General features: G+C 43.9%; 14 protein-coding genes. 8 read left to right on the forward strand and 6 right to left on the reverse strand.

The annotated features are described in order from the left end of the window. Positions 1–235 precede the first annotated feature (235 nt). From SJ2017_RS19585 to SJ2017_RS19605, 5 genes are read left to right on the forward strand one after another with little or no spacing between them, the layout of a single operon-like run. A complete protein-coding gene (locus SJ2017_RS19585; RefSeq protein WP_055025537.1) occupies positions 236–568 on the forward strand; it encodes an HMA2 domain-containing protein in 333 nt (110 codons plus the stop codon). After that, on the forward strand, positions 565–1,479 hold the full coding sequence (locus SJ2017_RS21640) for a YtxH domain-containing protein (protein ID WP_218919238.1): 915 nt from the start codon (positions 565–567) through the stop codon (positions 1,477–1,479). The genes SJ2017_RS19585 and SJ2017_RS21640 overlap by 4 nt, the downstream gene beginning before the upstream one ends. Further along, entirely contained in the window at positions 1,476–1,781 is a 306-nt protein-coding gene (locus SJ2017_RS19595) for a magnetosome protein MamC family protein (protein ID WP_055025538.1), read from the forward strand. Before SJ2017_RS21640 ends, SJ2017_RS19595 begins: the two co-directional genes overlap by 4 nt. Then, the gene (locus SJ2017_RS19600) at positions 1,774–2,088 is read left to right on the forward strand and encodes a YtxH domain-containing protein (protein ID WP_055025539.1); all 315 of its coding nucleotides are present in this window, start codon (positions 1,774–1,776) and stop codon (positions 2,086–2,088) included. The genes SJ2017_RS19595 and SJ2017_RS19600 overlap by 8 nt, the downstream gene beginning before the upstream one ends. After that, on the forward strand, positions 2,088–4,169 hold the full coding sequence (locus tag SJ2017_RS19605; RefSeq protein ID WP_080917067.1) for a heavy metal translocating P-type ATPase: 2,082 nt from the start codon (positions 2,088–2,090) through the stop codon (positions 4,167–4,169). The genes SJ2017_RS19600 and SJ2017_RS19605 overlap by 1 nt, the downstream gene beginning before the upstream one ends. Before the next feature lie 117 nt (positions 4,170–4,286). Here SJ2017_RS19605 and fhuB read toward each other — a convergent pair whose 3' ends face one another. The 6 genes from fhuB to SJ2017_RS19635 form a co-directional block, all read right to left on the reverse strand. Beyond that, on the reverse strand, positions 4,287–6,314 hold the full coding sequence (gene fhuB, locus SJ2017_RS19610; RefSeq protein WP_080917068.1) for a Fe(3+)-hydroxamate ABC transporter permease FhuB: 2,028 nt from the start codon (positions 6,312–6,314) through the stop codon (positions 4,287–4,289). After that, positions 6,307–7,293 carry an ABC transporter substrate-binding protein gene (locus tag SJ2017_RS19615; protein WP_218919239.1) on the reverse strand — a complete coding sequence of 329 codons (987 nt, stop codon included), beginning with the start codon at positions 7,291–7,293 and terminating at the stop codon, positions 6,307–6,309. Before SJ2017_RS19615 ends, fhuB begins: the two co-directional genes overlap by 8 nt. Continuing rightward, positions 7,287–8,084, reverse strand: a complete 798-nt coding sequence (locus SJ2017_RS19620) for an ABC transporter ATP-binding protein (protein ID WP_225442122.1) — start codon at positions 8,082–8,084, stop codon at positions 7,287–7,289. The genes SJ2017_RS19615 and SJ2017_RS19620 overlap by 7 nt, the downstream gene beginning before the upstream one ends. Then, complete coding sequence (locus SJ2017_RS19625) at positions 8,054–8,776, reverse strand: siderophore ferric iron reductase (protein WP_080917070.1); 723 nt, start codon at positions 8,774–8,776, stop codon at positions 8,054–8,056. The genes SJ2017_RS19620 and SJ2017_RS19625 overlap by 31 nt, the downstream gene beginning before the upstream one ends. Positions 8,777–8,848: 72 nt before the next feature. Then, the gene (locus SJ2017_RS19630) at positions 8,849–11,023 is read right to left on the reverse strand and encodes a TonB-dependent siderophore receptor (protein WP_080917071.1); all 2,175 of its coding nucleotides are present in this window, start codon (positions 11,021–11,023) and stop codon (positions 8,849–8,851) included. 184 nt (positions 11,024–11,207) lie between these two features. Then, positions 11,208–12,110 (reverse strand): helix-turn-helix domain-containing protein, encoded by a 903-nt coding sequence (locus tag SJ2017_RS19635; RefSeq protein WP_080917073.1) that lies wholly within the window; start codon positions 12,108–12,110, stop codon positions 11,208–11,210. Positions 12,111–12,491: 381 nt separating this feature from the next. On the opposite strand from SJ2017_RS19635, the gene SJ2017_RS19640 reads away from it, so the two are divergent. The 3 genes from SJ2017_RS19640 (at position 12,492) to SJ2017_RS19650 (ending at position 14,989) form a co-directional block, all read left to right on the forward strand. Continuing rightward, the gene (locus SJ2017_RS19640; RefSeq protein ID WP_080917074.1) at positions 12,492–13,046 is read left to right on the forward strand and encodes a carboxymuconolactone decarboxylase family protein; all 555 of its coding nucleotides are present in this window, start codon (positions 12,492–12,494) and stop codon (positions 13,044–13,046) included. Positions 13,047–13,118: 72 nt separating this feature from the next. Further along, on the forward strand, positions 13,119–13,772 hold the full coding sequence (locus SJ2017_RS19645; protein ID WP_080917076.1) for a DsbA family oxidoreductase: 654 nt from the start codon (positions 13,119–13,121) through the stop codon (positions 13,770–13,772). Between the two features lie 239 nt (positions 13,773–14,011). Then, complete coding sequence (locus SJ2017_RS19650; RefSeq protein WP_080917078.1) at positions 14,012–14,989, forward strand: sensor domain-containing diguanylate cyclase; 978 nt, start codon at positions 14,012–14,014, stop codon at positions 14,987–14,989. Positions 14,990–15,007 lie beyond the last annotated feature (18 nt).

The raw sequence follows: 15,007 nt of genomic DNA on the forward strand, positions 1-15,007 counted from the left end.
TCACTTCAATAACATATCCCCTTCCCGCACAATCTTTACAAAACTTACAAAACCAAGTTTGTTTCAGCATAAATTGATTAAAGCATTCAATATCATCAACTTAATACCACTCCCTACAGCACTTTTTCGCTCAACTTCAAATTTAAACGGATGATTAACGATCCCTGCCATAAAAATTCACTCAAACGTGATCTTAAACAAATAACTCAAGATTTTCGGTTCGTATAATGCTCGAATGGACAAATATCTAAACAAAGTTATCAAAATGAGACGCTGGGTCATGATAGCTCATCATATTCCCGGCCGAATTCGTCTCAAATACAAGCTTGGGATCATGTCACACCTGATGCAGTTTAATTTGCAAAATGTTGACGATGTGATTGCTCAAGTGCCCGCTTTTGTCAGTTATAAGATCAATAAATCGACTGGTAGCATCGTCATTGAATACAACGCCAATCTCGTCAAACCTGAGCTGGTTGATGATCTTTTCGCAGGAACAGATGAGCAGGCAGAACACGCTTATTTCGCCCTTGCTCAGTACTTAAATGCCGAAGGAATTAGAACATGAGCCATAAATACACATCCGAGGGTTATGCCCCACAGTATGCTCAACAAGGCGACAATCAAAGCGTCCCTCAACAAGAGCAAAATCCGCAAGCTCAGCCACAGCAGGCTCAAGTACCACCAGAAATGAATCCTTACCAATCACATATGCCTCCAGGTTATGATTACGGTATGCCGCCTAATTCAGGCTACCCTCACATGCAACACCCTCATGCTCATATGCAACACCCTCATGCTCATATGCATCCGGGCATGCATCAAGGCATGCATCAAGGCATGCAGCATAACCATCCGCATATGCACCCAGGATTTAATGGCCCACACGGGCATCCACACTATCACTCACCCTATGCGCAACATCATCCAATGTGGTCACAACCGCACATGATGCACCCCGCATATTATCCTCACCCTAACATGCCACCTCAGTCAGAACCTGACGCAAATGCAGAGCAAAGCGATCCATTTATGGAACAGGCGCAAGCCATGCTCGAACAAGCATTAGGTGAAGACGCAGGCATGTTTAAAGACATATTAGGAAGCTTAGGTATGAACGATAAAGAATTTTGGAAAGGCGCAATGATTGGCGCTGCAGCCGCATTATTACTTAGCAATGATAAAGTCCGTGGCAAGTTAATGGACGTAGTATCTGGCGCAGGTGACATGCTCAAAACGGGTGGCGGTAAAGTAAAAGAAACCGCAAGCCAAACAGCGAGTAGCGTTAAAGAAAACGTGACTAACAGCAGTGAAATCTTTAAAGACACCTACAGTGCGGGTAAAGAAGGTTTTCAAGCATCGGTAGAGCGTCATTATCAAGCACCAGCTGAAGAAGCGACTGCTGAAACAGAGCCTGCTCTAACTGAAGAAGCACCAGTGCTAGCAACGCAATCATCAGATGAAATGAAACCAGCATGAGTAATACATACAGCCAACTAAGCCCTGCCAGCCGTGCTTTGCTTGTCGGTGCCATGGTAGGCGGTGGCGCATCGGTCGCTACCCAGTGGAAATCTTACAAACAAGGTGAGATAGAAGCAGAAATGATGGTGTCTAAGGCGACTAAATCAGCTATTCAAGCGGCGGCAATCAGTGGGCTCACCACTTATGCTGCTGGTAAAATGGCTGGCCGTCCAGTCTTGTCATTAATGACGATTTTGGCTGCAGGCGCAGCGGGACTTTACCTCGTCGATCAATTTTCAGGAAAAAATCACCATGAATAATTATCCTCCTTATGGCTATGGTTACGGTTATGGCCCAGCAGGTCAGGCTCAACAGGCACAGTCTGCTCCGACTGAAAACGCTGCACCATATAAAGCACAAAACACCAAAACCCACTTTATGATGGGATTAGCCGCAGGCGCTGCCGTGGCGTATTTGATCAGCAATAAAAAGGTGCAACAAAGTGTGGCATCAACCGGCGAAAAAGCCTGGTCTACAGTACGTGGTGAAGTAGAAGAGCTCAAAGAGCGCCTCGAAGACACACAAGCTGAGTTAGATTATTACCGTAATTTGCATAAAGGTGAATAATGATCCCGTTGCGAATTAAGCACCATATTCCGGGTCGTATACGCTTCAAGCTCAATCGAGCAACCGAGCTTGAAGATACTGGCGAGTGGATCAAAAAAAGCCTCATGGTGATCCAAGGCGTCAGTGCTGTGCGGGTCAATGAAACCGCTCACTCGATTGTGATTGATTACGATGACAACTTGCTTGAGCCTCACACTATCGAGGCTAGGCTAACCCAGATTGATCTTAGCGAAGCTGAGCTTGAAGAGTCTGAACACCAATTTACCCGTGGCGATATCGCCATGAATGTCATTGGTACTTTATCAGCGGCTTTGCTGCCTAATAAATGGGGTGCTTTGACCACTGCCACTCTGATAACACCGACCCTTGCTGAAGGCATTTCAGAGCTGAAACAAAAACGTGTATCGGTTGAAGTGCTTGACGCTATCGCCGTAGGTTTATCAGCCTATCGCGGAGATTATCGCACTGCGATGATGACCCAAACGCTGATTAGTCTTGGCGAATTCATGGAGCAAGAAACCTGTCGTAAAAGTGACAAGCTGCTCGCTGATTTGATGATCCCACAAGAGTCTATTGTTTGGCAGATCATGCCTGATGGCACTCGCTTGCAGGTGAGCTCAACTGAGCTTGCGGTGAACGACATTATCGAATTAGTTCCAGGTGACCCTGTTCCGATTGATGGCGTTGTCATTGATGGCGCTGCGCTAATTAATCAGTCAGCGTTGACGGGTGAAAGTGTTCCTATTCGACGAGAACTCGATGCCGTTGTGTATTCAGGTTCTAGCGTGCATGAAGGCACGATTAAGGTCAGAGTTGATAAGGTCGGTAGTGAAGCGACTACCGCTAAAATTGCCCAACTGATTTACGACTCTCTGAGCGAAAAAAGCGAGATCCAGCAAGTCACCCAAGACATGGCGAATCGCCGCGTAAAAATTACCTTAGGGATCGGTGCTGCAGTATTTGCACTGACTCAAGATATTAATCGTGTCGCATCTGTCTTTTTGGTCGATTACTCCTGTGCGCTAAAACTCAGTACACCAGTGACGTTCAAGTCCATTATGTACCGCGCCGCTCAGCAAGGCATCTTACTCAAAGGCGGTAGCGCCATTGAAAAGCTAGCCGAAGTCGATGTGTGTGTATTCGATAAAACTGGCACCTTAACCCATGGCGATATGGAGGTCACCGACGTGGTGCCATTCAATTGCCAAGGTGAACACTGCGCTCGAGATTTATTGGCCATTGCAGCCTCAGTTGAAGAACACAGCAACCATCCGCTTTCACAAGCGGTAGTGAACGCTGCTAAACATCATAAACTGCCACACATTGATCATGGTGAAGTGGAATACGTCATTGCTCATGGGCTCAAAAGCACCGTCAATGACCATTGCCTTGTTATGGGTAGTCGTCACTTCCTTGAGTCACACGAATCTGTCGACTTTAGTGCCTATGAAGAGCAAATTCGTCAATATGAAGCCAAAGGGCGTCATCTGATTTTTATCTCTCATCAAGGCGAACTGATGGGCATGATTGGCCTTAGAGATCACCTACGTGAAGATGTCTATCAAACCCTAGAAGATCTAAAACAGTTGGGCATTAGCCAATTGATGATGATCTCTGGCGATAGTGTCTACAAAGCCAACATGCTTGGAGAAGATCTCAAACTCGATAGAGTGTTTGCAGAGGCGACACCAGAAACCAAATCAACCATCATTGAGTCATTGCAGCAGCAAGGCCATAAAGTGATGTTTGTGGGTGATGGCGTAAATGATGCACCTGCATTAACCAAAGCTAACGTTGGTGTAGCCATGTGCAAAGGCACAGAGCTTGCCAGACAAGCTGCCGATGTCGTGTTACTGCAAGATAGGTTATACGGTGTTGCTGAAACCTATCAGCTGTCTCAAATCGCAATGAAGATGATCAACAGCAACATTAAAGTCGCTGAATACGTCAACAGTGGCATTATGCTTGCTGCTGCACTTGGCTGGCTTAATCCAACCATGAGTGCTTTATTGCATAACGGGACAACGTTAGGGATTCTGGCCCGTTCGGTCGCCATCAAGAATGGCCCGCGGATCGGCTAGTTCTCGCCAACCTGCGACCTAAAACATCTTGTTTTAACCACAAAAAAGCCCAGTGTAACTGGGCTTTTTTATTGGCACCTGTTGTCCAATACCAGTTAGTTTTTAACTGATATAAGACTAATTCATCGACCGCCGGCCTTGTAATAGCAGCAAGATAAAGTAAATTCCGCCAACGACAGATACGATAGTCCCAGCGGCAATTTGCGACGGATAAACTAGGTTTTGCCCTAACCAATCAGAAAACACCATCAAGCCTGCACCTAATACCGCAGCTGTTGGTAATTGCATTTCAACTTTTTTGGCACCTAAAATCACTGCCATATGCGGTGCAAGTAAACCAATAAATGCGACAGGTCCCATGGTGGCAGTGACAGCAGCGCAAAGTAATGCCACGCAGCTTAGCAACAAGACAAATGCTTTGGGCACGTTCAAGCCTCTGGCTTTAGCAAACTCTCGCCCCGTTGAAATCAATGTTAACCAGCGACATGTCACCAATGCAAAACCAATTAAACCAGTCACCATGGCAACTAAGGTTAATGCCGAAGCTGGTGTCACTCGATAGGTTGAGCCAGCCAACCAACTCAAAATGATATAAGACGTTTCATCGCCTTTGGCTAACGCAAATTGCACTATGGCTTCAATCAATGCAGTCAGTGCGATACCAATTAAAATAAGCATTGAAGGCGCATACTGATGCCGTTTGCCTAAGACCGATAAGATAGCTAATACCGACATGCTACCTAAAAAGGCAATGGCAGGCGCAGTGCTAAAAATATTTAACCCAACAAAAATCGCACCGCCCACTAAGGCTAATGTCGCCCCGGCAGAAATACCTAAAATATCAGGACTTGCCAACGGGTTATAAATCAAACGTTGAAGTAGCACGCCTGCGACCGCAAGCCCAGCTCCAGCAGAGGCTGCAGTCAGCAACCTTGGCCACTGAATTTGCCAGCCAAAGGCGTCAGGTATTGCCCAAGTCCAGATGATGTCTTGCGCACTCGATACATCTTGAGCAACAGTGACTTGATTAAATACCGTCGTAAATAAGCCGAGTAACACTAAACCAGCAACTAACACCATTAATTTAGCTTGGCTCATCACATAATGACTTTTCGGCATTGAAAAAGACAACTGATCTTGAGCTGATAGTTTACGGCGAGTAAACCAAATCAATGCGGGCGCACCGATAAAGGCAGCAGCGGTACCCGATGGCACTAAATCAAAGGTTAATACACTTAACCCCACAGCAAGTGCATCGGTTAACACTAGAATAAGACCGCCCAACAACATGCTGTAAAACAGTTCATCTTTTGGGGTTCTTGCTCCCAGCTGCCGAGCAATATTTGGCGCTAACAAGCCAATAAAACTTATCACACCAACGCTGGTAATACTGGCTGCAATAAGCCACAGGCCAATGGCAAATAAGCCTAAAATGGCAGGAATGATATTCAGCCCACGGGCAGATGCACTTGCTTGTCCCATGCGCAACAAGGCTAATATCCGTGGTGCGAATATGAAGATAAGTACTGCTACAGACAACTTAGGCAGTAGCCACTGTATTTGCGCCCAACCATTTTGTGCTAGATCCCCTGCTCCCCATATAAACAGGTTTTTAGCATATTGGTCATTAAGTAGAATAATCGCCGTTGCAATAGCACCCAGTAAGATATTAACCGCCATACCTGCCAACACCACAGGTAAACCAGCAAGGTTGCGAACTCCCGCAATTAGAATCACTAATCCCAATGTCAGCATGGCGCCAATTAATGCCGCTATCGGTGCATAGTCACCCACATACGACGGAAACCACACATTCATCACCACCAGTGCAAGCCAAGCCCCTGAAGCAGTACCCAGCGTCATGGGCGACACTAATGGGTTTTGTGTTAACTGCTGCATTAAACTGCCGACCAGGCCTAACATGGCGCCAACCATGATTGCCATAACAATCCGTGGCAGTTGAGACTCGACAAACATGATGGCATCAAAACTATCTGCCAACGTGAGTCTGTCAGAAAAGTTCATCAACAATGACAACTGCTCGGAAACAAGGATTTGGGTATCAATCTGCGCCGACATCAATACCGCTAATACCAGTGCAACAAAGGTAAATACGTAGCGCTGCGACATCGCAAGGTTACTCATGCATCGCCCCCTTATGAATCTCAGAGGTTGGCGCAATCGCTAATAAGCTGCGAGTAAGAGCTTGAGCCATGTATTCAATTGAAATGGCCCCGCCATAATTCCATGCAGGTTCAATACTGTTCATCTTGTTGTGACGCACAAAAGGCATGGCATTCCACATGACACTTTCTTCAAGTTCAGCTTCTTGGGCAAAAGGCTCAAAATACAGTGCGACGCCATCACCCACATGTCGAAGTGATTTTAACCTCTGCTGCTTCACGCCCCATTGAGTGGCTTCCACTTCGATAGCAGGTTTGATACCAAGTAACGATAAAGCATATTGAGCGGTAGAATTGTCACCATACAAATAAACCGAGGTCATACTGGCAAACCTAAAAGTGCTTACATTAGGCAGTTTGCCTTGGTATGCCGTGAGTAATTGTTGTTTCTGCTCATCAATCACTGCATGCATTTTGTCAATTCTGGCTTGAGCTTGTGAGGTTTTGTCTAATACTTTTGCGATACTAAAAAAGTTATCTAACGCCGCCTTAGCATTGTCATGATGCTCGCTGTAGGTTTGAAAAAATAATACTGGCGCAATTTGCTCAAGTCGGGGTAATAAATCTAACTGTGGTGATGCAATGATTATCACATCAGGTTTGAATGCTGCTAAACGTTGAAAGTTAGGCTCCACACGAGTGCCAACATCCATCACCTCATCGGGTACTAACGGGTTCATCACCCACTCTTTGTACCCTGCAACATCTGGCATAGCAATAGGTGTAACGCCCAGCTCTAATACTTGCTCTGCAATATCCCAATTGAGCGCTGCAACACGCTTAGGAGTACGAGGTAAAACCTGAATACCACGACTATCCTCAATGGTAATTTGGGTGTTTGTTTTGCCAGTATCGACAGCGACACTAGGCTCTGCAAACGCTGGCATAATCACAATAAATGCCAATAAATACGACCATAACAAGGCAGATGGTTTTAACATACAATCGCCACCTTATGTGGCTTGTTTGGATGATCAACTAAGGTTACTGGCGTTGCATATAAATCACTTAGCAAGGCTTCATCAAGTAAAATATCAGTATCCCCCTGAAACGCTATCTGGCCTTTCTTTAATGCCACTATTTGCGTGGCAAAACGCAGCGCTAAATTAAGGTCATGCAAAATGACAATCACCCCTACACCGGTTTCTTTATTCAAGCGACTGAGTAGCTCCATCAATTGATATTGGTGCTGAATATCTAAAGCGGATGTGGGCTCATCAAGGATCATCATTTTGGCCTGTTGAGCTAATAACATTGCCACCCAAGTACGTTGTCGCTCACCACCTGATAGTTGATCCGCTAACGCATCTTTAAACTCTGTAACCCCAGTTTCAGCCATCGCTTTTTCGATAATTTGTTGGTCTTCATCACGCCAGCGCCCTAGCGTGCCACGCCAAGGGAAACGCCCCAAGCGAACAAGCTCTGACACATTTAACCCTGCCACCTCAGGTAGCTTTTGCGGCAAATAAGCAACGGTTCTAGCAAGCTCTTTGGCAGAATATTTTTTCAGCGGTTGGTTATCTAAGGTAATGTCACCGGCTTCTGGCTGAAACTGGTTAGCCAAAAGATTAACGAGTGTCGACTTACCAGAACCATTATGACCCAGCACGACGGTTAAGGCGTGGGGATCTATGTTCAGTTGTTCAATATCAAGAATGGTGCGCTCATCGCGGATAACTTTAACGTGACTCAGTTGGTACATTAAACACTCTTCTGTTTTAACTTGGGGCAATTAGCGCACTTTTGGCCAGTAACGGTTTTATACACGGAGCAACAGCTAGAACGTGTAAACACTAATTGGTTTGTTATAGGTGAAAGCTGAATCTTCGTGATGTGCTCATCAGATAATGACAAAGCATCGAGCCACAACACGGCCTGTTGACGAATAAAAGTAGCAGAGAATTCAGGATTAGTCTGTTGCAATAAGAGTAAGCGAGACAATAATGCATCTGCAATTAAGTGCTCAACAAATCGAGGGCGACAGCGAACAGATTGATCTAGCTCTTGGCGAAAATGCTCGAAAATAGTCAAAAGTTGCTGACCTGCAACGCTGACTAACTGATGATACTCACCGGTATCGCAGTCAGTACATGAAAAACAAAAACCTGCCACGACACCATCTTGATGACGCTGAGACATATTGCATAAATCAGGCAAGACTTGGCAGTGATAAATCGCAGTAATGGCAACATACAATGGCTGCCATGTCAGTAAATCCCAGCTACGAGTGAGCCAATAAGCTTGACCAGCCTCAGGCGATTGCAGCTTGATACTTTGATACAGTGAGCGGATATTCGCTAGGTTAGAACCATGGTATGAAATCAAAGAAGAATCTGGACGGTCAGAAACCAAAATCTCCCCTTTAAGATAAGGAGAGATTTGTTCACATTGCTGATATATATCGTTAAAAACAGCTAAACTCATGGCCTGACCAATCGATAAATTAGGGCCATAAAGCGAAACGGTTCCGCTTTATGGCAAACACTTCACACTAGATTAGAAGTTATATTTGAAATTTAATTCAATGTTTCGCTCAGCACCGTACCAACAATTCACTGAGTCATAACAGGTGTAGTATTCTTCGTTGAATAGGTTATTAGCCACTAAGTTAACACTGGCACCTAGCAAGCTAGTACTGAACTCACCTAAGTCATAACCCACTGATAAATCAACTAAGGTGTAAGAATCAACTTGGTCTGTGTTCATGGCATCCATTTGCATTTCGCCCACGTAACGCACACCACCACCAATACGCATACCTGCTAACGCACCATCATCAATATGGTAGTTAGTCCATAACGATGCAGCATGTTTTGGCACATAGATAGGCTGTGTACCTTGTAAGCCATTACCACTGTCTTTGGTAATTTCCATGTCGATGTAAGTGTAGTTAACGGCAACATCAAAACTGTCAGTCACATACCATTGACCTTCAAACTCTGCACCACGAGATTCGATTTCACCGATTTGCAGCTTATCGCCCCATGGGTCATCTGGGTTAGCCATTAGCGCGTCACTTTTCACGATGTTAAAGAATGACAATGCCGCTGTTTTACTTTGATCAGCCGAGCCATATTTTAAACCAAACTCAAACTGCTCACCCATTTCAGGCTTGTAGGTTGAACCATCCGTTTTAGTCCCTGCAACTGGCTCAAAGCTCGTTGCGTAGCTAACAAATGGCGAAATACCATTGTCGAACTCATACATAGCACCAACACGGTAAGAGAACTCTTGATGATCAGCTGCTGATTTACTATCGCCGTAGTCATCTGAATATTCACTTGATGAACTGTAATCATCATAGCGACCACCTAAAATCATGATCAGGTTGTTGTAGCGCATTTGGTTTTGGAAATACAAACCCGTTTGCTCAACCATCACATCATCTTTTGCATCATAGGTTGATGACAACTGCGATGGGTCAATCATGTCATTATTTGGGTTGAAGATATTGAACGTACCAAACTGGGTCGTCGTGCCGTACTCTGAGTACGCTGACACACCATCAAGTTTTTGGTAATCCAAACCAAACAATAGGTTGTGCTCTAAGTTACCCGTATAGACTAAACCAGATAACTGGTTATCTATGGTGTAGCCCGTTGAGCTCTCTTCAGTGCTGTAGATGTTACGATCTAAGTCACCTGTCATAGGGTCAAAGTTGTCGCCTAAGTGGTAAGTGTTCTTTTGCGATAACGTCGCATCCATATAGCGGAAGTTTTGTAAGAACGACCAGTTATCGTTGAAATCGTGATTGATTTTATAACCAGCTAACACAAATTCACGCTCAAACTCAGACCAATTCTTATCACCCGCAAATGTCGATGGGCTCGTGCTGCCATTTGGGTTGTCGTAAATCATGCCCGATGCAGGTAATGATGAATTCATCCCCATTGACGGGTCATTTTGATAGTACAAGTTAAAGTTAATGTAAGTGCTATCTGACACATTCCAATCGATCGAAGGCGCGAATACAAAACGCTCTTCTTCAGTATGGTCTACTTGACCATCTTTACTGCGTGCTAAAGCAATCACACGGTATGAGAAATCACTATCGCCAATTTGGCCAGTAGTATCAATCGATGCTTCGGTCAGGTTGTCAGAACCCACTGCAACATTCACATCAGTGCTGCGCATTTCTTGTGGCGTTTTGGCAATCATATTGACCATGCCACCAGGTGGCATTGAGCCATAAAGTACTGATGTCGGGCCTTTAAACACTTCAACTTGCTCAAGTGCAATAGGGTCAATTTGTGGTTGTAAGTTCCAGCCTGTTAATGATTGCAGCACCAAGCCGTCATAGTAGCTTTGGTTTACATCAAAACCACGGATATTGAAGGTGTCATACATGGTGACTGCGCCACCTTTTTGCTCGGTAGTGACACCAGGAACATAACGAAGCGCTTGGTTTAACGACTTAACACCTCGCTGATCTAACAACTCACTGTCAATAACCGTCACACCTTGTGGCGTCTCTAGTGGCGTTAAAGACGTTTTGGTTGCTGTGTTTCTGTAGGCTTGGCCGAGAACAGTAATTGTCTCAAACTTTGGCACTTCAATACTTAAGTCATTGCTTTCTTCAGCCAATACTTGCTGGCTATATGCCATTGAAGTAGTGATTGCTGCTGCAACCATGGTGATGTTAAATGACTTCTTATTCTTAGATGAGACCATACCGCCCTCTGCCTTATATCGTTCAATTTCATGTCAACAAACATGAATAGTAATGAGAATGATTATCAAGCGCGAATAATATAGTGTTTCATCCTATTACATTTAACAATTTGGTGCATGAAACGAGGAAATTTGAAATAAAGTATGATTTCGAGAGTAAAATCACAATTCCTAATTAACTGTATTAAGGCAAGGTTCGAATAGGTAACCAATATTCCATATCGGTGGGTGTATCAATATGGGACGTGAGTGGTCCATAATGTTCAAGTTCAAAACCATTCACGCTGTCAAAGCCTGATTGAGGTAACCAATCGCATATTAACCACTCAACCAATTGGCTAAAGCCACTCGCTAAACCATGGTAAGACACCACAGCATAATCTTGGGTAGGGATAACCAAACTGGATAACTTAGCTTGTGTAACATAGGACTGTAATGTTTCAGCAGAAGGTGCATCGATTTGCAATGCCGCCCAATAATGTAAATTGGCATGCTCTGGTGTTTGCTGTTGGGTATCTACAACCCCAACCAATTGCGCTTTACATTCCGTGCTCTCACCGAGTTGACTAAATAAGGTCTCCCATAAATTAGGCACAATTGTTGCCACGTTTGGCGAGGCTTCCAACAAACCGTTTAACGGACTTGAAATACCATAAACAGTAAACTCTGGTCGATGCTCAATACGGGTCTGCAAAGAAGTACTATCAATAAAATGCTCAGCTCGTTGAGTGATAGGGTTTCTTAGACCAACTTTGGTACCCCGTCTGCGATATTGACTAGGGCTAAGACCAAACAGTTGTTTAAATGAACGACTAAAGCTGACCTCAGAAGTAAAACCAAATTGATACGCTATATCTAGCATACGATCATGGGTCGTCAGTACTTTTTCGGCTGCTAAACTTAACTTTAACTCCCTGACATATTGGGCCACATTTAAACCAGTTTGCTGCTGAAAAATACGCTGCAATTGCCATCTTGAAATGCCAAACACCTCCACTAAATCATCCAAACCTAAGGTTTGATCGATATGGCGATGGATATATTCAAGGATTCGCTCAACGCGAGAATAAGGCGACTGGCCTCTCATAGATGTCTTTCCAAATAATGATCAAAACTAACGATAAACGGCAAAAATTCTCGAAAATAAAGCAGCTATAGCTACAACTAGTTATAGCAAGCGAATAGCAAAACATAAAGCCCCTCGCCCAACAGCTCCATCAACCAATTCAGATAACGACTAATGTAACACTTTTTATCAGCACAATTATTTTGCTGATAGTTTTCATCACCTTAGATAGATAATCAAACCATTTTGAACAATTGTTCAAAATAAAACTTGAACGATCGTTCAATTCATTCTATATTTTAACCACGCCAAGCAAATGTACGCCAACAACATGGTGTATTACTGCTAATAATATTTGAATTAATTAAACACATTTGAATGATATAAATTCTGGAGTACACCATGAGCAAATTTACTATTCACACCTTAGAGACTGCGCCTGAAGCAAGTAAAGATTTATTAGCGCAATCTAAAAAAGCTAACGGCATGATCCCCAACCTACATGGTGTGCTGGCTGAGTCTCCTGCGACATTTGAGGCATATCAAGACCTACATAAACTATTTACTAACTCATCATTTAACGCCGAAGAGCTTACCGTAGTATGGCAAACCATTAATGTTGAGCATGGCTGCACATATTGTGTCCCAGCACATACCGCTATTGCAGGAATGATGAAGGTTGATAGTGAATTAACCGAAGCACTAAGAAACCGCACTGCTATGCCAACTGACAAGTTACAAGCGCTGCACGACACCACATTACTCATGGTTCGTAAACGTGGTTTATTATCCGATGCAGAAATGGACGCCTTCTTTGCGGCAGGTTATGGTCAACAGCAGTTACTGGAAATTATTTTAGGTTTGTCGCAAAAAGTGATCAGCAACTACGTTAATCACATTGCACATACTCCAGTAGATGCGCCATTTCAGCCATTTACATGGCAAGATAACAAGTAAAACATAGCACTAGCGAAAGCATTATCTGCTTTCGCTAGTTTGCGTTTCATCACAACAAAAACAAGGCTAAGCATGTCAGATAAAATTAAACTCGATATCGTGTCAGATGTTGTTTGTCCATGGTGCATTGTTGGTTATCAAAGCTTACAACAAGCGATTCGCGAGCTGGATATTGCAGATAAAGTCGATATTGAGTGGCAACCGTTTGAACTTAACCCAAACATGCCACCAGAAGGTGAAGAGTTACGTGCTCACGTGGCACGCAAATATGGTTCGAGCCGCGAAGAGAGTGACCAAGCCCGCGCCAATATTACCGCTCGTGGCGCCGAGTTAGGTTTTGAATTTAACTTTGGCGATAACATGCACATAGTGAATACCTTCGATGCGCACATATTGTTAGATTATGCCAAACAATTCGATAAGCAAACCCAGCTCAAGCTAAGATTATTTTCTGCCTACTTCACTGAACATAAAGATATCTCAGACAGAGCAGTGTTAGCTGAAGAGTTAGCCGCAGTCGGTTTACAAGTTGATAAAGCAATGGCGTTACTGGATAACCCTGAGGTGCGAACGCGCATCAATATGGTAAAAAGCCAATGGACAGCGGCGGGTATTTCATCAGTGCCAACAGTAGTGTTTAATCGCACCAGCGCGCTAAACGGTGCCCACCCTGTTGGGACTTATAAACAAGTGCTTAGTGATTTACTTGGCGAATTAGCTAAGTAGCTTTGCTTAAGTACGGGCACTGGTATGAATATGAATATGAATCAATCTATTCGCTTCACCCGAAGCGTAATAGGTTTACCAGACTCATTAACCCTTCAATAATCTCGCGCGTAAATCACTCAGCAGTCCTCTATCAACTCTTTGTTATTGCTCTTCCCTGCGACTGTTTAGAGGTAAAATCTCATCATTCCATTCTTGAACTATAATTGATTAACCGAAAGTGTATGACGGACTGGTCAATGAATAAAAAAACAATATTTGATCCCAAAACATTTCTTCTTGATAATCCTAATGAGCTCATATCATTAGATAAATGGCAGAAAACGGTTAACTTACTTGCTAAAGTATTTCATGCTCCTGCCGGTTTTTTAGTTCAATTTACCCCCGATGATGGATTTCAAGTCACTATCTCAAGTCAGCAAGACACTAATCCCTATGCAGCAGGCATTGTCATAGAACCCGAAGCCAATATTTTCTGTCGCCGTATCGTTGAAACTGGCAATCCGCTATATGTGCCCAATGCCCCGATAGACCCTTGTTGGGATACCAACCCAGAAGTCCACAACGATGACTTTACGTCTTATTTGGGCGTCCCCGTTTTTTGGCCTGACGGGCACCCTTTCGGAACATTCTGTGTCATGGATTATAAGCAAACAGAATATGAGGACAGTTACTTAGAGCTTATTGAACAATTAAAAGACATTCTTGAATCTGATCTCGCCTTAATCGATTTATACGGCCAAATGCAGCAACTGGCGATTACAGATCCTTTATCAGGCATTAATAATCGTCGTGGCTTTGAAACCCTGAGTCAGCAACGTATTGCGCTAGCCAAACGTAACCAAGCTAAGCTGGGACTTTGCTACTTAGATGTCGATAACTTTAAGCTTATTAATGACCAATATGGCCATAAAACGGGTGACGATATGATTAAGCACATTGGCACAGTATTGCAGAATACCGTGCGCCAAAGTGATGTCATTGGTCGTATTGGTGGGGATGAATTTGTCGCACTGGTTATGTTAGAACATGAGTCCGATCTCGTTGCCTTTAAGCAACGTCTAGAGGTTGGTTTTTGCTGCGCGAAACGCGCGAAACATTTACCTGAGTATTCCGTCTCTATTGGTAGTATCGAAGTCGATTTACATGCTAATTTTACTGATTTACTCGATAAAGCCGATCAAGAAATGCTTAAAAATAAAAAGCGAGTTGCTTAATTCTACTAAGGCTTCAAT

The organism is Shewanella japonica (genome assembly GCF_002075795.1).
Classification (GTDB): Bacteria; Pseudomonadota; Gammaproteobacteria; order Enterobacterales; family Shewanellaceae; genus Shewanella; species Shewanella japonica.